At 69.7% G+C, this 19,736-nt stretch carries 20 protein-coding genes; 13 read left to right on the forward strand and 7 right to left on the reverse strand.

All coding sequences use genetic code 11. From position 1 onward, the window contains the following. Positions 1–125 precede the first annotated feature (125 nt). Together DDF62_RS04595 and DDF62_RS04600 are read left to right on the forward strand one after the other, a co-directional pair. Positions 126–482, forward strand: a complete 357-nt coding sequence (locus DDF62_RS04595) for a PilZ domain-containing protein (protein ID WP_116488003.1) — start codon at positions 126–128, stop codon at positions 480–482. A 95-nt stretch (positions 483–577) separates the two neighbouring features. Continuing rightward, positions 578–1,771 carry a patatin-like phospholipase family protein gene (locus DDF62_RS04600; RefSeq protein WP_244286703.1) on the forward strand — a complete coding sequence of 398 codons (1,194 nt, stop codon included), beginning with the start codon at positions 578–580 and terminating at the stop codon, positions 1,769–1,771. Between the two features lie 3 nt (positions 1,772–1,774). On the opposite strand, the gene arsH is transcribed toward DDF62_RS04600, so the two are convergent. Beyond that, a complete protein-coding gene (gene arsH / locus DDF62_RS04605; protein WP_116488004.1) occupies positions 1,775–2,503 on the reverse strand; it encodes an arsenical resistance protein ArsH in 729 nt (242 codons plus the stop codon). A gap of 53 nt (positions 2,504–2,556) precedes the next feature. Here arsH and DDF62_RS04610 point away from each other — a divergent pair, with 53 nt between their 5' ends. Genes DDF62_RS04610 through arsC form a run of 3 tightly spaced genes read left to right on the forward strand, consistent with a single transcriptional unit; the run spans position 2,557 to position 4,006 of the window. Beyond that, positions 2,557–2,925 (forward strand): ArsR/SmtB family transcription factor, encoded by a 369-nt coding sequence (locus DDF62_RS04610; RefSeq protein ID WP_116488005.1) that lies wholly within the window; start codon positions 2,557–2,559, stop codon positions 2,923–2,925. Between the two features lie 2 nt (positions 2,926–2,927). Further along, a complete protein-coding gene (locus tag DDF62_RS04615) occupies positions 2,928–3,602 on the forward strand; it encodes an MIP/aquaporin family protein (protein ID WP_116488006.1) in 675 nt (224 codons plus the stop codon). After that, the gene (arsC, locus tag DDF62_RS04620) at positions 3,599–4,006 is read left to right on the forward strand and encodes an arsenate reductase (glutaredoxin) (RefSeq protein WP_116488007.1); all 408 of its coding nucleotides are present in this window, start codon (positions 3,599–3,601) and stop codon (positions 4,004–4,006) included. Before DDF62_RS04615 ends, arsC begins: the two co-directional genes overlap by 4 nt. Here arsC and DDF62_RS04625 read toward each other — a convergent pair. The 3 genes from DDF62_RS04625 to DDF62_RS04635 form a co-directional block, all read right to left on the reverse strand. After that, positions 3,996–4,796: a hypothetical protein gene (locus DDF62_RS04625; protein WP_116488008.1), complete on the reverse strand. Its 801-nt coding sequence runs from the start codon at positions 4,794–4,796 to the stop codon at positions 3,996–3,998. The two genes, arsC and DDF62_RS04625, sit on opposite strands and share 11 nt — an antisense overlap. Positions 4,797–4,917: 121 nt before the next feature. Beyond that, positions 4,918–5,247 (reverse strand): DUF2322 family protein, encoded by a 330-nt coding sequence (locus DDF62_RS04630; protein WP_116488009.1) that lies wholly within the window; start codon positions 5,245–5,247, stop codon positions 4,918–4,920. A gap of 306 nt (positions 5,248–5,553) precedes the next feature. Then, entirely contained in the window at positions 5,554–6,768 is a 1,215-nt protein-coding gene (locus DDF62_RS04635; RefSeq protein WP_058350047.1) for an NADP-dependent isocitrate dehydrogenase, read from the reverse strand. 261 nt (positions 6,769–7,029) lie between these two features. Here DDF62_RS04635 and DDF62_RS04640 point away from each other — a divergent pair, with 261 nt between their 5' ends. The 3 genes from DDF62_RS04640 to DDF62_RS04650 all read left to right on the forward strand — a co-directional run bounded on the left by DDF62_RS04640 (position 7,030) and on the right by DDF62_RS04650 (position 10,330). Continuing rightward, the gene (locus DDF62_RS04640) at positions 7,030–9,519 is read left to right on the forward strand and encodes an ATP-binding protein (protein WP_244286721.1); all 2,490 of its coding nucleotides are present in this window, start codon (positions 7,030–7,032) and stop codon (positions 9,517–9,519) included. Between the two features lie 112 nt (positions 9,520–9,631). Further along, positions 9,632–9,952 carry a DMT family transporter gene (locus tag DDF62_RS04645; RefSeq protein ID WP_116488011.1) on the forward strand — a complete coding sequence of 107 codons (321 nt, stop codon included), beginning with the start codon at positions 9,632–9,634 and terminating at the stop codon, positions 9,950–9,952. A 69-nt stretch (positions 9,953–10,021) separates the two neighbouring features. Then, positions 10,022–10,330 carry a hypothetical protein gene (locus DDF62_RS04650; protein ID WP_116488012.1) on the forward strand — a complete coding sequence of 103 codons (309 nt, stop codon included), beginning with the start codon at positions 10,022–10,024 and terminating at the stop codon, positions 10,328–10,330. Here the strand turns inward: DDF62_RS04650 and DDF62_RS04655 are convergent. Then, a complete protein-coding gene (locus DDF62_RS04655) occupies positions 10,287–11,318 on the reverse strand; it encodes a serine hydrolase (RefSeq protein WP_244286704.1) in 1,032 nt (343 codons plus the stop codon). The genes DDF62_RS04650 and DDF62_RS04655 overlap by 44 nt on opposite strands. A 96-nt stretch (positions 11,319–11,414) precedes the next feature. Between DDF62_RS04655 and DDF62_RS04660 the strand changes: the two genes are divergently transcribed. Both DDF62_RS04660 and DDF62_RS04665 read left to right on the forward strand, forming a co-directional pair. Then, on the forward strand, positions 11,415–12,218 hold the full coding sequence (locus DDF62_RS04660; protein WP_165832173.1) for an RNA methyltransferase: 804 nt from the start codon (positions 11,415–11,417) through the stop codon (positions 12,216–12,218). Between the two features lie 167 nt (positions 12,219–12,385). Beyond that, complete coding sequence (locus DDF62_RS04665) at positions 12,386–15,109, forward strand: TonB-dependent receptor (RefSeq protein ID WP_116488013.1); 2,724 nt, start codon at positions 12,386–12,388, stop codon at positions 15,107–15,109. Positions 15,110–15,252: 143 nt separating this feature from the next. Here DDF62_RS04665 and DDF62_RS04670 read toward each other — a convergent pair whose 3' ends face one another. After that, positions 15,253–16,122 (reverse strand): LysR family transcriptional regulator, encoded by an 870-nt coding sequence (locus DDF62_RS04670; RefSeq protein ID WP_116488014.1) that lies wholly within the window; start codon positions 16,120–16,122, stop codon positions 15,253–15,255. A gap of 114 nt (positions 16,123–16,236) precedes the next feature. On the opposite strand from DDF62_RS04670, the gene DDF62_RS04675 reads away from it, so the two are divergent. Together DDF62_RS04675 and fghA are read left to right on the forward strand one after the other, a co-directional pair. Further along, a complete protein-coding gene (locus DDF62_RS04675; protein ID WP_058350041.1) occupies positions 16,237–17,346 on the forward strand; it encodes an S-(hydroxymethyl)glutathione dehydrogenase/class III alcohol dehydrogenase in 1,110 nt (369 codons plus the stop codon). 160 nt (positions 17,347–17,506) lie between these two features. Beyond that, complete coding sequence (gene fghA, locus DDF62_RS04680) at positions 17,507–18,343, forward strand: S-formylglutathione hydrolase (RefSeq protein ID WP_116488015.1); 837 nt, start codon at positions 17,507–17,509, stop codon at positions 18,341–18,343. Between the two features lie 9 nt (positions 18,344–18,352). Here the strand turns inward: fghA and DDF62_RS04685 are convergent, their stop codons facing one another. Beyond that, on the reverse strand, positions 18,353–19,156 hold the full coding sequence (locus DDF62_RS04685) for a peptidoglycan-binding domain 1 protein (RefSeq protein WP_116488016.1): 804 nt from the start codon (positions 19,154–19,156) through the stop codon (positions 18,353–18,355). Positions 19,157–19,334: 178 nt separating this feature from the next. Between DDF62_RS04685 and DDF62_RS04690 the strand changes: the two genes are divergently transcribed. Further along, positions 19,335–19,727, forward strand: coding sequence for a hypothetical protein (locus DDF62_RS04690; protein WP_116488017.1), 393 nt, complete (start codon positions 19,335–19,337; stop codon positions 19,725–19,727). Positions 19,728–19,736: the final 9 nt, after the last annotated feature.

A 19,736-nucleotide genomic window follows, 5' to 3' on the forward strand; every position in this document is an offset into this window, starting at 1 on the left:
GCCTTCCTGGGGACGGAAGGGCCTGGCGCCTTGCCCGGCCTTCGCGACGCCCCCTAGGGTCGCTGGCGACGTCTCGCGCACGATTGCGCGATCGTTTGGCCCGAGTCGGGTTTAGGATCGCCGCGATGACCCAGATCGAAGTCCAGGGAATGGAAAAGCGCGCCTACCGTCGCTATCCCGCCTCGCGCAAAGCCTACCTCGTGGTGGGCGGCGAGCCCCTGCGCTGCCGGCTGATCGACATCGCCAAGGGCGGGGCGCGCATCGCCGCGCCGGAGTTCGCCGTGCCGCCGGACCTGCTGCACCTCGTGGACCCGGCCCGCCGCATGATCCACCTGACGCGCATGGTCTGGCAGGGCGACGGCCAGATGGGCCTGCAGTTCATCGAGTCGCGGGCCTTCACCGAACCGCTGGGCGGCGCCGAGGGCGCGGGCCGGGTGGTCGAGATGGTCGGCCCCTGGCCGAAGGAACCCCGCGGAAACTAGGTTTTTCGGCTTCCGTAGCGGCAAGCTGAGCCAACCGGAATTGAAGTCGCGCGTTGCTGGCTCTGTCGGAATTCGACAGACGCCAAGGTGAGCGCGTGAACGCGATACTTCGTGCGGCGGCCCTGAGCGCCGCCTTGCTGCTGGCCGGTTGCGGCACGATGGCGAGGCCGCCCGAGGGCGTGGTCCGGGTCGCGCCCGGCGCGGTGATCCCGACGGCCGATCCGCGCATCGTGGCCAGCGACGCAGCCCCCGTGCGGCTGCTCGAACGCCAGATCATGGGCGAGCAGGGCCAGGGGCCGACGGCGATCCTCGCCCTGTCGGGCGGCGGGGCCAACGGGGCCTATGGCGCGGGCGTGCTGGTGGGCTGGACGCAGAGCGGCCGGCGGCCCGACTTCCGCATCGTCACGGGGGTGAGCACCGGGGCCCTGGCCGCGCCCTTCGCCTTCCTCGGCTCGTCCTGGGATCCGCAGCTGGCGGCCGCCTATTCCGACGGCGGGGCCAAGGACATCCTGGCCTGGCGGCAATTGGCCACCTTCGCCTCGCCCAGCCTCTACAGCAGCTCGGCCCTGCGCAAGCTGGTCGACAAGGCCGTGACGCCCCAGATGCTGACGGCCATCGCCGCTGAACACGACAAGGGCCGGCGGCTGCTGGTGGCGACCACCAATCTCGACAGCGAGGAGACGGTGATCTGGGACATGGGCCTGATCGCCAGGCAGGGCGGTGAGCAGGGACTGAAGCTGTTCAAGGACGTGCTGACCGCCTCGGCCAGCATTCCGGGCGTGTTTCCGCCGGTGCTGATCGCCGGCCGGGCCAAGGACGGGCGGATCATCCAGGAGATGCACGTCGACGGCGGGGTCAACACGCCGTTCCTGGCCGTGCCCGAGAGCCTGGTCCTGTGGAGCCGCCCCGTCGGCGCCGTGGGCGGGGGCTCGATCTACGTGCTGGTCAACGGCCAGCTGGGCCGGCGCGACGCGGTCACCGCCGGCAAGCTGACGGCCATCCTCAAGCGCAGCTACGACAGCGGCAGCAAGGCCTCGACCCGCGCGCACCTGGCCGCCAACGCCGCCTTCGCCCAGCGCAACGGCCTGGCCTTCCGCGTCGCCGCCGTGCCCGACGAGGCGCAGGCCAACAGCCTGGACTTCAGCGACGCGGCCATGCGCCGACTGTTCGAGCTTGGCCGCGAGCAGGGCCGTTCGGGCAAGGCCTGGGGCGACTGGAAGCCCGCCGAGGCCGAGAAGGCCGCCGCGACCGGCCTCATCGTCATCGACGCTCCGCCGGCGCGGCGATAGCGCTCAGGCCGTCTCGTGGCGCATGGCCTCCGCGGCCAGCGCCGCGTGTTCGGCGATGCGGCCGCCCGCCTTGCGCTCGCTGTAGCGGTCGACGAGGTAATCGGCGCGGTCGCGGGTCAGCAGGGTGAACTTGACCAGCTCCTCCATCACGTCGACCACGCGGTCGTAGTAGCTGGACGGCTTCATGCGGTCGTTCTCGTCGAACTCCCGGTAGGCCATGGCCACGGACGACTGGTTGGGAATGGTGAGCATCCGCATCCAGCGGCCCAGCAGGCGCAGGGTGTTGACCGCATTGAACGACTGCGAGCCGCCGCTGACCTGCATCACGGCCAGGGTCTTGCCCTGGGTCGGGCGCACGCTGCCGATCTCCAGCGGGATCCAGTCGATCTGCGACTTGATCACGCCGGTGATCGCGCCGTGCCGTTCGGGACTGCACCAGACCTGGCCCTCGGACCATTCCGACAGGGCGCGCAGTTCCTGGACCTTGGGGTGATCGGGCCCCTCGGCGTCGGGCAGCGGCAAGCCGCGCGGGTCGAAGATCCGGGTCTCGCAGCCCAGGGCCTGGAGTATGCGCGCGGCTTCCTCGACCAGCAGGCGGCTGAACGAGCGTTCGCGCAGCGATCCGTAGAGCAGCAGGATACGCGGCGCATGCGACGCGGGCGCTGACGGTTCGAGGCGGGCGGCGTCGATCCTGGCGAGGAACGGGGCGTCGAGGGCGGGGAACTCGGTCACGGGCGTCTCCGGAGGGGCTATTCAAAAGCTCATATTTCGAGAATAATGGAAATATGGAATCGATGTCCGCTGTCAACATGCTCTCGGCCCTGGGCCACGACGGGCGCCTGGCGATCTTCCGGCTGCTGGTGAAGGCCGGGCCGCAGGGCGTGGCGGCCGGCCAGATCGCGCGGGCGCTGGACGTGCTGCCCAACAGCCTGTCGGCCAACCTGAACATCCTGGCGCACGCCGGCCTGATCGCGTCGCGGCGCGAGGGCCGCTCGATCATCTATTCGGCCGACTACGGCGCGATGAGCGGCCTGCTGGGCTTCCTGATGGAGGACTGCTGCAACGGCGCGCCCGAGATCTGCTCGCCCCTGACCGCCGTGCTGGCCCGCGTCGAGGGCTGCGGCCCGGCCTGTGCGCCCAAGGCGCCGGCCTGACCATGGCCGCCTTCGACCTGCGCCGCCGTCTCGTCGCCGAGGGACTGGGCACGGCCCTGCTGCTGGCGGTGGTGGTCGGCTCGGGGATCATGGGCGAGCGGCTGGCGGGCGGGAACGTCGCCATAGCGCTGCTGGGCAACACCCTGGCCACCGGCGCGGCGCTGGTCGTGCTGATCGGGGTGTTCGGTCCGATCTCGGGCGCGCATTTCAATCCGGCCGTCACGCTGGTGGCGGCGCTGCGGCGGGAGCTGTCCTGGCGGCATGCGGCCCTGTATCCGCTGGTGCAGGTCATCGGCGCGGTCCTGGGCGTCTGGGCGGCGCACGCCATGTTCGGCGAGGCGATCGTCCAGGTCTCGACCAAGTCGCGGGCCGGGAGCTCCCAGGCCTTCGCCGAGGTCGTGGCGACCTTCGGCCTGCTGGCCACGATCCTCGGGACGGTGCGGTTCAAGCCGGACAGCACGCCCATGGCGGTGGGGCTCTATATCACCGCCGCCTACTGGTTCACGGCCTCGACCTCGTTCGCCAATCCGGCCGTGACGCTCGCGCGCAGCCTGTCGGACACCTTCGCCGGGATCGCGCCGTCCAGCGCGCCGGCCTTCATCCTGGCCCAGCTGATCGGGGCGCTGCTCGCGGCGGGTCTGTTCGGCTGGCTGCTGAAACCGGAGACCGCCTCGTGACCGACTTTCCGATCACCATCTTCCACAACCCCGCCTGCGGCACCTCGCGCAACGTCGTGGCCATGGTCGAGGCGGCCGGCTATGCGCCGACGGTCGTCGAGTATCTGCAAGCGGGGTGGACGCGGGAGCGGTTGCTCGACCTGTCCGCGCGCGCCGGCCTGCCGCTGCGCGACCTGATCCGCGACAAGGGAACGCCGGCCGAAGCCTTGGGCCTGCTGGCGGCGGACGTGTCCGACGAGCGCATCCTCGAGGCCATGGTCGCCGATCCTATCCTGGTGAACCGGCCGATCGTGGTCACGCCCAAGGGCGTGGCGCTGTGCCGGCCGTCCGAGGCGGTGCTCGACCTGCTGGAGCAGCGTCCCGCCGGCTTCACCAAGGAGGACGGCGAGGTCGTCATCCCCTAGAGGGCGGCCGCGTTCCCGGCGCGAACAGCAGGTCCGACCAGCGCCAGGAGGCGTCGCCCAGCGCCAGGCGCGGGGCGCCGGGGCCGTCGGCCAGGCTGACGACGACGAGGCCGCGCATTGGATCGGCGCGACAGGCGGCCGGCGCGAAGCCGACCTCCATGATGATCGCCTCGCGAACGCCGGCCAGGCCGCGGCCGACCTGGTTGGGACTCTGAAGCCACTTGCCGTTCCAGATCAGGACCGCCTTGCCCGAGGCCGCGGCCTCGCCGTGGGCCGAGGCCAGGGCGCTGCGGACGCGGGGATTGCGGCGCAGGGCGGCCTGCAGCCGGCGGACCATGTCGCAGCTGGCGCCGTCGCCAGAACCGTTCCCCGATCCCGTGCCGACCGTGGTGGCGCCGGCGAGCTCGGCCTCGCCCAGTTCGGCGGCCATCATCGTGGTGTCGGCGGGCGTGGCGGGCAGGGGCTCGACGTCGGGCGGGCGCACGGCGGGGCGGGCGGTGCGGGTCGGCGGCTTCGGGTCCGGTTTCGGCGGGGCGGGCGAGGGCGGCCGCGCGGGCTTGGAGTCGGGTTTCGGCTCCGGCGCGGGCGGCTTGGGCTCCGGCGGCGGGGGAGGCGGCGGCTGGACGAGGTCGACCGCGAAGGGCTCCGGCTCGGGCGGACGCGGCTCGCCCTGAGACAGCATCACGGCGGCCAGCACGGCCGCGTGGGCCCCGACGCTGAACAGGCCGGCCGCCAGCTTCGTCGCGCGCGAGGTGCGGCGTCGCGGAGGGTCGATCAGCGGTCGTGGCATCGGGCGTCCGTCACGGGCGCCGGGACGCCGGCGCAGCGTGCAGGTGAGCACTTCAGCGCGTCAGGATCGTGGCGGGCGCCGCCCCGATGCGGCCACGGGCGCTAACGGGGCGGCGTCGGCGTCAGCCGGAGACGACCTCGATGCCCAGCGGGGCGCCGCCGGCGGCGATGGCCAGCAGGCGGTCGACATTGGGATGGGCGCCGGGGTTCTCACGGGCGTCGGCCGTGTGCTCGGCGAAGACGGCCAGGCCGTGCTCGGCCGCCTTGGCGTCGAGGGCGCCGAAGGCCTGCTTCAGGTACTGGTAGACGGCGACGGAGCCCTTCTTGCCCGGCTGGTTCTCGATGCTGGCGACCACGGTCCCTTCGGAATCGACCAGATCGACGCGGGCCACGCCGTCGATGGCCGGCAGTTGCTGAAGGTTGTCCTTGAAGGTCGCGCTGGGCTGAATCATCGCCGGCTTTCTTGAATTCCAGAGTGGGGCGGGCCTTTAGCACTCCCGGGATGTGCGCCCAAGAAAAAGGCCGTTGGCGTCGGCGGATCTTCTCCTCCCTCGCGTAGCGGGGGAGAGGGACCGCGAAGCGGTGGAGGGGGCGAGACTGGGCGAGGCAGCGGCGGTCGCCCCCTCCGTCACGGCGCGTATCCGCACCGCGCCACTTCCCCCGTTCCACGGGGTAGGAGCCTGTTCGCCACAGCCCGCCCAAAGAAAAAGGCCCTCCCGCGAGGGAGGGCCTTCGTCCTTACCGGAAGGTCGGTCGCCTTAGGCGGCCATGGCCTTCTGCAGGTTCTCGTCGATCTTGTCGAGGAAGCCTTCGGTGGTCAGCCAGCCTTGCTTGTCGCCGACGAGCAGGGCCAGGTCCTTGGTCATGAAGCCGCTTTCGACGGTGTCGATGCAGACCTTTTCCAGGGTGGCGGCGAACTTGGCCAGTTCCTGGTTGTCGTCGAGCTTGGCGCGGTGGGCCAGGCCACGGGTCCAGGCGAAGATCGAGGCGATCGAGTTGGTCGAGGTCGACTCGCCCTTCTGGTGCTGGCGGTAGTGACGGGTCACCGTGCCGTGGGCGGCTTCGGCTTCCACGGTCTTGCCGTCCGGCGTCATCAGCACCGAGGTCATCAGGCCCAGCGAGCCGAAGCCTTGAGCCACGATGTCCGACTGCACGTCGCCGTCGTAGTTCTTGCAGGCCCAGACGTAGCCGCCCGACCACTTCAGCGCCGAGGCGACCATGTCGTCGATCAGGCGGTGTTCGTAGTGGATGCCCAGCGCCTTGAACTGCTCGGCGTAGTGCTCGTCGTAGACCTCTTGGAACAGGTCCTTGAAGCGGCCGTCATAGGCCTTGAGGATCGTGTTCTTGGTCGACAGGTAGACCGGGTATTTGCGGTTCAGGCCGTAGGCGAACGAGGCGTGGGCGAACTCGCGGATCGACTCGTCGATGTTGTACATGGCCATGGCCACGCCCGAACCCGGAGCCTTGTAGACTTCGTGCTCGATGGTCTCGCCGTCTTCGCCGACGAACTTGATCGTCAGGGTGCCCTTGCCGGGGAACTTGAAGTCGGTGGCGCGGTATTGGTCGCCGAAGGCGTGGCGGCCGACGATGATCGGCTGGGTCCAGCCCGGCACCAGGCGCGGCACGTTCTGGCAGATGATCGGCTCACGGAAGATCACGCCGCCCAGGATGTTGCGGATCGTGCCGTTCGGCGACTTCCACATCTTCTTGAGGTTGAACTCGGTGACGCGCTGCTCATCGGGGGTGATGGTGGCGCACTTCACGGCCACGCCGTGCTTCTTGGTGGCCTCGGCGGCGTCGATCGTCACCTGGTCGTTGGTGGCGTCGCGGTTCTCGACCGACAGGTCGTAGTAGTCCAGTTCCAGGTCCAGATACGGGAAGATCAGCTTATCCTTGATGAGCTTCCAGATGATCCGGGTCATTTCGTCGCCGTCCATGTCGACGACGGGATTGGCGACTTTGATCTTGGCCATTGCGGGGTCTTCCTCTCGCGGTGGCGCGCTCTGACGCTCGGCGCACAGGGCCGAAACGTGGCGCGGACGGCGAGCCCTATAGACTGTTGCGGCCGTTGGGGAAAGGCTGCGTGGTGCGGCGTCCGAAGGTCGAGCGCGGCATTCCACCGCAGGCGACATGGACCCCGCGCCGCCCTAATGGGTTGTGGCTGCGCTGGCCGTCCCGCGTGGGGACGAGAGTGGGGAGCGGGTTTGGACACCTTGTGGCGTCATACGGACGTGATGTCGCCCCTGGCCCGTCGCCTGCTGGCCTTCGCCGCCCTGCTGTCGATCGCCGTGACGGGCCTCGTCACGGCCGTGACCTTCTATTTCGTGCAGCAGAGCGCCGCCGAGACCCAGATGCGGCACCTGGCCGAGTATGTCGGAGAGCGGGTCAAGACCGAGGACCGCCTGTTCTCGGACCTGGTGAAGGTGCACGACGCCGCCAGCCTGGCCCTGCTGCGCCGCCTGCGCGAGATCGAGCCCGACATCGACGGCCAGTTCGACCTGCTGTTCCCCGAGTTCGGCGACGGCACCCGCCGCACGGCGCCGCGCCTCTATGACGGCGGCCGAACGGGCAATCACTACGTCTACGGCATCGGCGGCTTCGTGCCGCAGGCCCGGGAGCTGACCCGCGAGGACAAGGCGCTGATGGTGGCGGCCATGGAGGTCGTCGCCAACGCCGGCGAGACCGAGATCGGCCACTACGACAACTTCTACTTCTTCACGCCGCAGACCCGGCTGGTGATGTTCGGACCCAAGCGCAAGGACCGGCTGCTCTACTACCGCCAGGACGCGCCGCCGAGCCTGGACATCTCCAAGGAGGAGATGAGCCAGCTCACCCTGCCGGCCAACAATCCGCAGCGGGTGATGAAGTGCACCAAGCTGCGCAAGCTGATCTCCAATCCCAGCGGGCGGGGGCTGAACGCGGCCTGCGTGACGCCGTTCGACATCGGCGAGCGGCATGTCGGCGCCTGGGGCACCAGCCTGTCGCTGGACTCCTTTCTGCTGCGGGCCGTCGGCGACGCGCTGCCGGGCGGGCAGAACATGATCGTCTCGTCCGACGGCGACCTGATCGCCGCGCCGGGCCTTGCCGCCGATGGGGTGGTCGACGCGGCCCAGCTGGCCAAGGTGCAGTCCCGCGAGCGGGTGTCCGACCTGGTCGCCCAGATCCGCCGGAATGGCGGCGACGTCGGGGCCCTGCGCGACCGCAGCGGCGACCGCGTGGTGGCCTACGGCCGGATGAAGGAGCCCGACTGGTACTTCCTGATGACCTTCCGCTCGGACCAGATCGTCTGGAACGCGGTCAAGACGGCCTCCTGGGTGCTGCTGTTCGGCGTGGTCGGGGTCGTCGCCCAGCTCTTCCTGCTCTACCGCCTGATGGCCCGCGAGGTGGTCGCGCCCCTGCGCGGCCTGGGCGAGGCGCACCGCGCCGACGACGGCGAGGCGGCCGCCCGCATCGAGGCCCGCGGCGACGAGATCGGCGCCCTGGCCCGCGCTCTGCGCAAGCAGCGGGAGGTGCACGAGGACCTGCTGCGTTCGCTGGAAGTGCGCGTGGCCGAACGCACCCGCGAGCTGGAAAAGGCCAACCAGGCCAAGTCGGTGTTCCTGGCCAATATGAGCCACGAATTGCGCACGCCGCTGAACGGGGTCATCGCCGTCGGCGACCGCCTGGCCGAGGAGAACGATCCGGCCCGCCGGCGCGAGCTGGCCGCGCTGGTGGCCTCGTCGGGCCGCCTGCTGGAGCAGGTGCTGGGCGACATCCTCGACGTCTCCAAGATCGAGGCCGGTGAGTTCCAGCTGACCTTCGCGCCCTTCGACCTGGAGGGACTGGTGGCCGGCATGGCCGAGCTGCACCGCGCCTCGGCCGAGGCCAAGGGCCTGGCCTTCTCGTGGTCGGTCGCCCCGGACGCCGTCGGCCGCTACGACGGCGACGCCGGCCGCATCAGCCAGATCCTGTCGAACCTCTTGGGCAACGCGGTGAAGTTCACCAGCGTCGGCGGCGTCGACCTGTCGGTGGAGAAGGTGGGCGAGCTGGTCCGCTTCAGCATCAGCGACACCGGGGTCGGCTTCGACGACGCGGTGCGCGAGCGGCTGTTCAAGCGCTTCGTCCAGGCCGACCAGTCGATCACCCGCCAGTTCGGCGGCACGGGCCTTGGCCTGTCGATCTGCGCGGCCCTGGCCGAGATGATGGGCGGCTCGATCGACGCGCGGGCGGTGGTCGGGCGCGGGGCGACCTTCATCGTCGAGCTGCCGTTGCAGCCCTCGACCGAGAGCCTCGACCACGACCATGCCGACGACGAGGGCCCGGTGTCGCTGGAAGGCATGCGGGTGCTGGTGGCCGAGGACCATCCGGGCAACCGCAAGGTGGTCGAGATCGTGCTGGAGCCGTTCGGGGTCGACCTGACCATGGTCGAGGACGGCGAGGCGGCGCTGCGGGCGCTGGAGGCCCAGCCGTTCGACGCCGTGCTGATGGACATGCAGATGCCGGTGATGGACGGCCTGACCGCCACCCGGGAACTGCGCGCCCGCGAGGCGGCGGCCGACGCCGACCCGATCCTGGTGATCATGCTGACCGCCAACGCCATGGACGAGCACGTCGCCGCCGCCCACGCCGCCGGGGCCGACCTGCACGTGGCCAAGCCGCTCAATCCGGGCCTGCTGGTCCAGGCCCTGGCCTCGGCGCGGCATCGCGCCGCCGCCCACGAGGTCGCCTCCAGGCTTGAAGGCTGAGGCCTTAGCGACTATCTGACCGGCCACAACCGAGCGAGGCCACGTCCTCCACCGTCTTTCCAGGCGGGTTTAAGTCCGGGACGGCCCGGCGTTCTTGCAAAGGGACGCCGTCATGGCTTGGATATTCCTCATCATCGCTGGCCTGCTGGAAGTGGTCTGGGCCTTCTTCATGAAGGCCTCGGAGGGCTTCTCGAAGCCCTGGCCGAGCATCGCCACGATCGTCTTCATGATCGCCAGCTTCGGCCTTTTGTCGCTGTCGATGAAGTCGCTGCCGCTGGGCACGGCCTACACCATCTGGACCGGCATCGGCGCGGTCGGCGCCTTCGTGGTCGGCGTGGCGGTGCTGGGCGAGCAGCTCAGCGTCATGCGCGTGATCGCCGCGGTGCTGATCGTCAGCGGCCTCGTCCTGATGAAGCTGTCGTCGTCGCACTGAGTTCGAAGCCCCGCCTTCCATCCGGCCGCGACCGCGTGCAGATGGAAGGCGCGGAGCTTTGGGGGCGCCATGAAACTGCAGATGGTCGGCTTGACGCTGATGGGCGTCGGCATCGCTTCGACGGTCTTCACCGTTCCGGCGGGCCTGGAGTTGCTTTCCGTAGCGCTGTTCTTCTTCGGCCTGGCGATCCAGTACCTGGCGGGCTTCCTGTTGGTCGGGCGTCTGCTGTGGCCGTGGGTCCGTCGCCTGCCCGCACGGGCGCTGGATTTCGCGCGCCATGTCCGGTGGGCGTTCGACATCGACGTTGGTCCGGCCGCGAAGGCGGACCACGACGCTAGCGACCCGCCTTCTCGGCCGCCTGCAGCACCGTCCGCGTGACCTCGAGCATCAGGGCGTCGCGATCGGCTTCTTCCAGCGGCGAGGCCTTGAGCAGGATCGCCAGGGCGAAGCGCCGGCCGTCCTTCAGGCGGACCATGGCCAGCACGTTGTCGGCCGCCGTCTGGCCCAGGTCCCACGGCGTAGCCGAGGTGATCGCCGCCAGTCGCGCGCCGGCCGGCAGGGCGGGACGCAGGCGCTCGCCGGCCGCCGCTTCCATCATCCGCAGCATCCGGCGGCGACCGTCCTGGCTGGTCAGTTCGGCCTGGTTCAGGGCCTCCAGGAAGCGCACGGCGGCCAGGGGCGTGGTGGAGTCGTGCGGGTCGGCCAGATAGTCCCGCCAGGCTTTGCGGCGGGTCGCCTCGGGCGTGGCCAGCACCGCCTTGCGCCAGGCCTGGCCGCGCCACTCGGCCCGGAACGAGGCCGCGCCCGTCTGTTCGGGCAGCAGCTGGCGGGCGTAGCGGTCGACCCGCAGGTTCTCGACCTTCTTCAGGTCCAGCCAGGCGGTGACCGCGCCAGGACCTCCGATGCGCTTCATCAACACGTCGGCGGCGGTGTTGTCGCCGCCGGCCACGGCGTGCTTGAGCAGTTCCTCGACCGTCCAGCGTCGCCGGCTGGGCCAGGCGTCGGCCACGCCGCTGGGCGGCGGCGACAGGTCGACGTCCTCGATCGTGATCGTCTCGCGCAGCGATAGGGCCTTGGCCTCGACCTCGGCCAGCACCGCCGCGCCCAGCGCCGCCGTCCAGATCCCGGCCAGCGGGAACAGGTGGTCGCCCGCCACCGTGGCCCGTTGGGCGGTGGTCAGGTCCTGCACCGCCACGCCCAGGTCGCCGGGGCGGGCGCGCTCGGCGATGGCGGTCAGCTTCAGGCTCATGGTCTCGTGGTCGAAGGTCGGGTCCTCCTGGCCGGCCAGCGGCGGCTCGCGGCAGGCCGAGAGCGCCGCCGGCAGGGCGGGCATGGCGAGGGCGGCGAGCAGGGCGCGGCGATGCATCGGGGTCGAAAGCCTCCAAGCGTGAGTGGAGGCTAAACGCGCCAGACGACGGTTCGGACTTGCGTCAAAGTGTGGCTCGACGGCAAAGGGACGCCCATGACCGCCGACACGCCTTCAGAAATCGTCCGCACGCCCCCCTGCGTGATCCTCAACGCCCCGCAACTGGCCGAGAACATCGGCTCGGTGGCCCGCGTCATGGCCAATTTCGGCCTCTACGAACTGCGGCTGGTCAATCCGCGCGACGGCTGGCCGCAGGAGCGAGCCTGGGCCAGCGCCTCGGGCGCCAGCTGGCCGCTGGACGACGCCAAGGTGTTCGACACGCTCGCCGAGGCGATCGCCGACCTGCATCTGGTCTACGCCACCACGGCCCGCCCGCGCGAGACGCGCCTGCCGGTCTACACCCCGCGCGAGTCCGCTGGTCACCTGGCGCAGGAAGTCGAGCAGGGCCGCAAGGTCGGCCTGCTGTTCGGTGGCGAGCGCGCCGGCCTGGAAACCGACGACATCGCCCTGTGCCAGGCCATCGTCTCGATCCCGATCGACGAGCGCTTCCGTTCGCTGAACCTGGCGCAGGCCGTGTCGATCAACGCCTACGAATGGAAGATGACGGTCGACGACCGCCCCTGGAAGAAGTTCGAGCTGAACGTCGAGGGGCCGGCCGACCAGGCGGCGATGATGGGCCTGTACGAGCACCTGGAGAACGAGCTCGACAAAGCCGGCTTCTATCATCCGCCCGAGAAGAAGCCGTCGATGGTGCGCAACCTGCGCGTCCCGCTGGCCCGCGCCCGCCTGACCGACCAGGAAGTGCGCACCTTCCGCGGCGTGATCACCGCCCTGTCGAAGGGGCGCGGCCGGGTGCTGGCCAAGCTGGCCCAGAAGGCGGCGGACAAGGGCGAGGACTGACGGCGAAGGGCGAGCATCGAAAGGGCTCGCCGCAGTAACCGGTGTCTCACCTTACGGCGCTTTAATTTCCGCGCTGGCGCAAACGCCGCTATCCAGCCAAAATCTGCAACCATGGTCCAGGTTGTGGGATAGCCGGCGGTTGAACGCCGGGGCTTGGGATAGGGGGCATGGTGATGGCGCTGGGCGGCGTGCTTCTGCAGGGTTTCGCGGCGGCGATGACGGTCGGGACGGTTTCGCCGTCGGAGGCCAAGCCCGCCGAGATCAAGGCTCCCGAGGTCAAGGCTCCTGAAGCCAAGTCAGAAGATCTCAAGCCCGCCCTCATTCCCGTCGTCGAGGCCGAGGACGCCGTCGTTGAGGGCGTGACCGTGCAGTCGGCGCCGCGCGGCAAGACCGAAGGCCCGGTCGAGCCGGAGATCTCGCTCGACGAGGAGGCCATCAAGGCCTACGGCGCGGGCAGCGTCGCCGAACTGATGACCCTGCTGGAGCCGCTGACCGTCAGCTCGCGCGGACGCGGCGGCGAGGGGCCGGTGACCCTGGTCAACGGCCAGCGCATCTCGGGCTTCCAGGAGATCGCCGGCCTGCCGCCCGAGGCGATCCAGCGCCTGGACATCCTGCGCGAGGAAGCCGCGCTGGCCTACGGCTACCGAGCCGACCAGCGGGTGGTGAACCTGGTTCTGAAGAAGGACTTCCGCTCGCTGACCCTGGAGGACGAGTTCCGCTTCGCCACCGAGGGCGGGCGCACCTTCAACGAGCAGAAGGGCAACCTCTTCAAGGTCGACGCCGACGCCCGCTGGACCGTCAATGTCCGCTATCGCCGCGAGACGCCGCTTTACGAGTCCGAGCGCGACATCGTCCGCACCAGCAGCACGCCTTACGACATCCAGGGCAATATCGGCACGCCGACAGGGCCGGAGCTCGATCCGGCCCTGTCGGACCTCGTCGGTTCGGTGGTCACGGTGGCGTCCGTACCGACCCTGGCGGCGGGCGCTGCGCCCAGCCTGGCCGACTTCGTGGCCGGCGCCGGGACGGCGGCCACCGACGACCTGACCGCCTCGCGCACCCTGCTGGCGCGTGGCGAGGAGGGCGCGATCCAGGGCGCCTATACCCGCAACCTGGTGCTGGGCGCGCTCGGCAACGTGACCACCACCGTCAGCGGCAATATCGAGAGCACCAGCCGCATCAGCTTCAACGGCCTGACCGGCGTCAACCTGGCGCTGAAGGCCGACAGCCCGTTCTCGCCCTTCGCCCGGGACGTGACGCTCTATCGCTATCTCGACGTGCCCGACGGCCTGCGCCGCAAGACCGACACCGACAAGATCGAGCTGGGCATGACCGCGCTGGGCATGATGGCCGGCTGGCGCTGGACCTTCACCGGCAACTACGACCTGACCGACAGCGCCACCCGCACCGGCCGGGGCCTCGACACCACGGCCTATCGCGCGGCGGTGGCGGCCAGCGATCCCGACGTCAATCCGTTCGACCCGATCCCGCGCAGCCTGCTGCGCTACGCCGCCCAGGACACGGCCGACTCCATCACCACCAACGTCAAGGCCGAGCTGACCATGAACGGTACGGTGACGGAGCTGCCGGCCGGCCGCTTGCGCGCCACGGTCAAGGGCGGCGTCGACAGCCGTAAGGTCGAGGCCGAGAGCGTGCGCTCCGGCGCCTTCACCCGCCGGACCCTGACGCGCGACCGCGCGACGATCCAGGCCAGCGCCGACGCGCCGATCGCCGAGCGCGACGGGGTGCTGGGCTTCCTGGGCGGCGTGTCGGTGAACGGCAATGTGCTCTACGAACAGTTCTCCGACATCGGCGGCCTGATGACGGCCGGCGGGGGCCTGTCGTGGTCGCCGGTCAAGCGCATGAACCTGTCGCTGAACTACAGCACCGAGGAGGGCGAACCCTCGCCCCAGCAGGTCAACGACCCCGTGCTGCTGACGCCCAACGTGGCGATGTACGACTTCGCCACCAGCCAGACGGTCAACGTCACCCGCATCGAGGGCGGCAATCCCAACCTTAACGCCGACAGCCGCCAGGTCGTGAAGCTCGGCTTCAACTACCGGCCGTTCGAGAAGCGCGAGCTGTCGCTGTGGGGCAACTACACGGCCAGCCGCGTCGAGGACCAGATCGCCAGCTTCCCGGCCGTGTCGCCGGAGCTGGAGGCCGCCTTCCCCAGCCGCTTCGTGCGCGACGCCACGGGCCGCCTCACCTCGGTCGACACCCGGCCGGTGAACTTCGCCCACGCCGATCGCCAGGAGCTGCGCTGGGGCCTGAACTACAATCTGCGCTGGGGCGGCCCGCCGCCCGCCGCGCCTGGCGCGGCCCGACCGTCCGGCGCGCCTCGTCCTGGCGGCGGTGGCGTGCAGGTCAGCGGTCCGGGCGGCATGATGCGATCGGGCGGCCCGCCTGGACAGGCGATCTTCAACGTCTCGCTGAACCACCTGTGGCGATTGCAGGACGAGGTGGTGATCCGCGACGGCATGACGCCGCTGGACCTGCTGGACGGCGCCTCGTTGGGCCGGCGGGGCGGCACCCCGCGCCACGAGGTGAACCTGCAGGCCAATCTGGCCAAGGACGGGCTGGGTTGCGGCCTGCGCAGCGCCTGGCGCTCGGCCACCTGGGTCGACGGCGGCCCGCGCGGCGACGACCTGTTCTTCGCCGACATCCCGACGGTCAGCCTGTTGGGGTTCGCGGATCTGGGGCAGCGCAAGGACTTGGTGAAACGCTACGACTGGCTGAAGGGCTCGCGCGTGACGCTGGCGGTCGACAACCTGTTCGACGAGAAGCAGCAGGTCCGCGACGACCAGGGCCGCACGCCGCAGGCCTATCAGGAGGATTACATGGACGCCATGGGGCGGACCGTGCGCCTGAGCCTGCGCAAGCTGCTGTAAGGAAAGATCCTCCCCCTCTGGGGGAGGTGGCCCAAAGGGCCGGAGGGGGGACGTTTTCAGCTTTCCGGGTGTCGGCCGAATTCGCGGCCACTCCCCCCTCAGTCGCTCCGCGACAGCTCCCCCAGAGGGGGAGCATCTTGCGGCTACCCCAGCCCTCGCTCCAGATGCTCGACCAGCAGCCGCACCTTGGCCGGCAGCAGGCGCAGGTGCGGATAGACCGCCCAGACGCCTTCGTCGGCGGGCGTGTTGTCCTCCAGCAGCGGGACCAGCCCGCCGTTGGCGATGGCCGGGTCGACGTAGAAGTTGGGCAGCTGGCAGATCCCCAGCCCCTGCAGCGTCGCGTCCAGCACCGCCTGGCCGCTGTTGCAGCGAAAGCGGCCCTGGGGCTTGAAGGCGATCTCGCGCTCGCCCTCCCGGAACGGCCAGGTGTCGGATGCGCCCAGGACGCCGGCGTGGGCTTCGAGGTCGGCGATGGTCGTCGGCGTTCCGGCCCGCGCCAGGTAGTCTGGCGAGGCGCACAGGCGGCGCGTGCGCGAGGCCAGGCGCTTGGCGATCAGGCGGCTGTCGGTCAGGCGGCCGAAGCGGATGGCAAGATCGAAGCCCTCGCTGACGATGTCGCGCACCGTGTCGTCCAGCTCGATGTGCAGAGACAGCTTGGGGTGGGCCAGGGCGAAGGCGTTGACCGCCGGCACGACGTAGCGCTCGCCATAGGCCGACGAGCAGGTCATGCGCAGCAGGCCCTTGACCTCGCCGTCCTCCTCGCCGACCGCGGCCAGGGCTTCGTCACGATCGTGGATCAGCTCGCGGCAGCGGGCCAGGAAGGCCCGGCCGGCGTCGGTCAGGCTGACGCGGCGGGTGGTGCGATAGAGCAGGCGGGTCTGCAGCCGCTCCTCCAGCCGGGCCACCTCTCGGCTGACGCCGGAGGTCGACAGCCCAAGGCGCCGCGCGGCCTGCGAGAAGCTCTCGGCCTCGGCCGTCGCCACGAACTCGTCGATCCCGTCCCAGCGGCTCATGGCGCGGTGGTGCGCTCATTGTCCCTGCATGGCAACAATGTTTTGCCTTGTGGGGGATTATCGCCGGGCGCGCATCGGCGTACCACAGGGACCAAGAACCCATCGGAGCCTGCCATGAAGACCCGCGCCGCCGTCGCTTTCGAAGCCAAGAAGCCGCTGGAGATCGTCGAGGTCGATCTGGAAGGTCCCAAGGCCGGCGAGGTCCTGATCGAGATCAAGGCCACCGGCGTCTGCCACACCGACGCCTACACCCTGGACGGCCTGGACAGCGAAGGCCTGTTCCCGTCGATCCTGGGCCACGAGGGCGCGGGCGTGGTGGTCGAGGTCGGCCCGGGCGTCACCAGCCTGGCGGTCGGCGACCACGTGATCCCGCTCTACACGCCCGAATGCCGCCAGTGCAAAAGCTGCCTGTCGGGCAAGACCAACCTCTGCACGGCCATACGCGCCACCCAAGGAAAGGGCCTGATGCCGGACGGCACCAGCCGCTTCTCCTACAAGGGCCAGACCATCCACCACTACATGGGTTGCTCGACCTTCTCGAACTACACCGTGCTGCCCGAGATCGCCGTGGCCCGCATCCGCAAGGACGCGCCGTTCAAGACCGCCTGCTATTGCGGCTGCGGCGTGACGACGGGCGTGGGCGCGGTGACCAACACCGCCAAGGTCGAGCCGGGCGCCAACGCCATCGTCTTCGGCCTGGGCGGCATCGGCCTCAACGTCATCCAGGGCCTGAAGCTCGTCGGCGCCAACATGATCGTCGGCGTCGACCTGAACCCGGACCGCGAGGAATGGGGCCGCAAGTTCGGCATGACCCACTTCGTCAATCCCAAGGACGTGTCGGGCGACCTGGTCGCCCACCTGGTGGCCCTGACCGACGGCGGCGCGGACTACACCTTCGACGCCACCGGCAACACCACGGTCATGCGCCAGGCGCTGGAGGCCTGCCACCGCGGCTGGGGCGAGAGCATCATCATCGGCGTGGCCGAGGCCGGCAAGGAGATCGCCACCCGTCCGTTCCAGCTGGTCACCGGCCGGGTCTGGAAGGGCACGGCCTTCGGCGGCGCCCGCGGCCGCACCGACACGCCCAAGATCGTCGACTGGTACATGGACGGCAAGATCCAGATCGACCCGATGATCACCCACGTCCTGCCGCTGGAACGCATCAACGAGGCCTTCGACCTGATGCACAAGGGCGAGAGCATCCGGACCGTGGTGACGTTCTAAAATCCCTCTCCCAGAGGGAGAGGGAGGGGCCCGCGCGAAGCGTGGGAGGGTGAGGGGTTAAACCCGTCGACGTCTTACCCCCTCATCCTCCCATCCCGACTTCGTCGTGACGGGCCCCTCCTTCTCCCCATGGGAGAAGGTTCAGTTTCGCGAGCCGCCCATGTCCCATGTCGAAACCCTCGCCACCCACCGCACCCAGGGCGGAACGCTGCGCTACTGCCGGCACGACAGCGCCAGCACCGGCACGCCGATGAAGTTCAGCATCTGGACGCCTGATGGGGAGGGGCCTTTCCCCTACCTCGTCTGGCTGTCGGGCCTGACCTGCACGGAAGACAACTTCACCACCAAGGCCGGGGCCTATGCCTGGGCGGCGAAACACGGCGTGGCCATCGTCGCGCCCGACACTTCGCCGCGCGGTGAGGGCGTCGCCGACGATCCGGCCTATGACCTGGGTCAGGGCGCGGGCTTCTACGTCGACGCCACGGAAGAGCCCTGGGCGCCGCACTTCAACATGTATTCCTACGTCACCAAGGACCTGCTGGAAGCCGTCGACGCAGCCTTCCCGCTGGACCCGGCGCGGCGCGGGATTTTCGGCCACTCGATGGGCGGCCACGGCGCGCTGACCATCGCCCTGCGCAATCCGCGGCTCTTCAAGTCGGTCAGCGCCTTTTCGCCGATCGTCTCGCCGCTGAACTGCCCGTGGGGCGACAAGGCCCTGACCGCCTATCTCGGCCCTGACCGCGCCAAGTGGCGGGCCCACGACGCCTGCGCCCTGATCGAGGACGGCTTTGGCGGCGACTTCGACGAAATCCTGGTCGACCAGGGCCTGGCCGACAATTTCCTTGAAAGCCAGCTGAAGCCGCAGCTGCTGGAAGAGGCCGGCGCCGAGGCCCGGCTGAAGGTCACGGTCCGCCGCCAGGAAGGCTACGACCACAGCTACTTCTTCATCGCCAGCTTCATCGGCGACCATATCGACTGGCACGCGGCGCGGCTCTAGCCGCGCCGTCTAGAACTGGCCGGTGAAGTCGAACAGCTGGCCGTTGATCCAGCCCTTGCGGAAGGCCAGCGCGCCCTTGCGGTTCATCACCACGCCCCGGGCCTTGGCGGTGCTGAGCGAGGCGCGCAGGTAGCTGAGCACGAACAGCTCCAGGTCGGCGGCTGCGACCTTGTCGCGCCACAGGCCGGCGTTCTTGATGCAGTCGACACGGCCCCACCAGGCCGCCGGCGCGGCCAGCAGCCAGTCGCACACCACGTCGTCGGCCTTGCCGGGCGTCGAGGTCTTGATGAACTGCTTGACGTCGTCGTGGTCGACGCCCTTGAGGCTGCCGTTCTGGGTGACGAGGTCGAAGAACCAGATCAGCTCCTGCAGGCTGCGCGCGGCCCGGCCCGCCGCCAGGGCCCAGGTCGTGGCCAGGGCGTCGGCCTTGTTGGCCACCGTGCGGATGCGGGCAAGCTGCTGAGCTTTCATTTCGGGCGAGCCCATCAGGTTGGCCAGCTCCTTCTTGGGCGTCACCTTGAGCTGGCTGCCGGTCTGCCACTGGCGCACGATCGTCAGGCCCTGGGAGACGCCGCCGTTGCTGGCCTGCCAGAGCTGGGCCCCGATCGTCGGCGCCTCGCGCAGCACCACCGGCTTGCCCTCGGCCAGCACCATGGGCTGTAGCGAGGCCGAGCCGATGTTCCACTGCAGCACGCCGCAGGAGATGCCCATGCCGTCAAAGTCGCCGGTGACGCCGCGCCATGGATCGCCGGCGTTCTCGAAGCGCCCTGTGACGGCCACGGCCGCGTTGATCTCGGCGTCGGTGACGGCCATGTCGTGATCTCCCCCTCGGCGATAATTCAGAAATACACGTATAAAGGGATTTTGTCATCTGGCGACGCCCCGCGTGCAACGCGCCCCGGTTGTGAACTTTCGGTAATTCATCCCGGGTTCAGCCGCCGGCCGCTCCTCTGCGCCAAGGCCAAGTTCGGCCTCTGAGGGGTGCTCAAACATGCAGAAGAAACTGGCCGTCATGGCCCTGGTCGTCGCCGCGGGCCTGTCGACCTCGGCCTGCGTCATCATCGACGCCGACGACGGCGGCAAGCGCGACGTCTCGGTGAAGATCAACGATGGCAATGATACGCTGGAGCCCCTGTACGGCGTCGCTCTGGAGAAGGGCGAACTGGTGGCGCGGGTGTCGTCGAACGGCTGCACCAAGGCCGAGGACTTCAAGGTCGTGGCCGACCGTCGCGAAAGCGGCGTCGCCGTCACCCTGACCCGCGAACGCCCCGACCTCTGCCGCGCGCTGGCGCCGGAAGGCAAGGAACTGCGCTTCGACCTCGACGCCATGGGCGTGCAGCGCACCGACAAGGTCCGCGTACGCAATCCGCTGCAGGGGGCCTGAAAGGGGCGC

The sequence above is a fragment of the Caulobacter radicis genome (assembly GCF_003094615.1).
In the GTDB taxonomy this organism is placed as follows: domain Bacteria; phylum Pseudomonadota; class Alphaproteobacteria; order Caulobacterales; family Caulobacteraceae; genus Caulobacter; species Caulobacter radicis.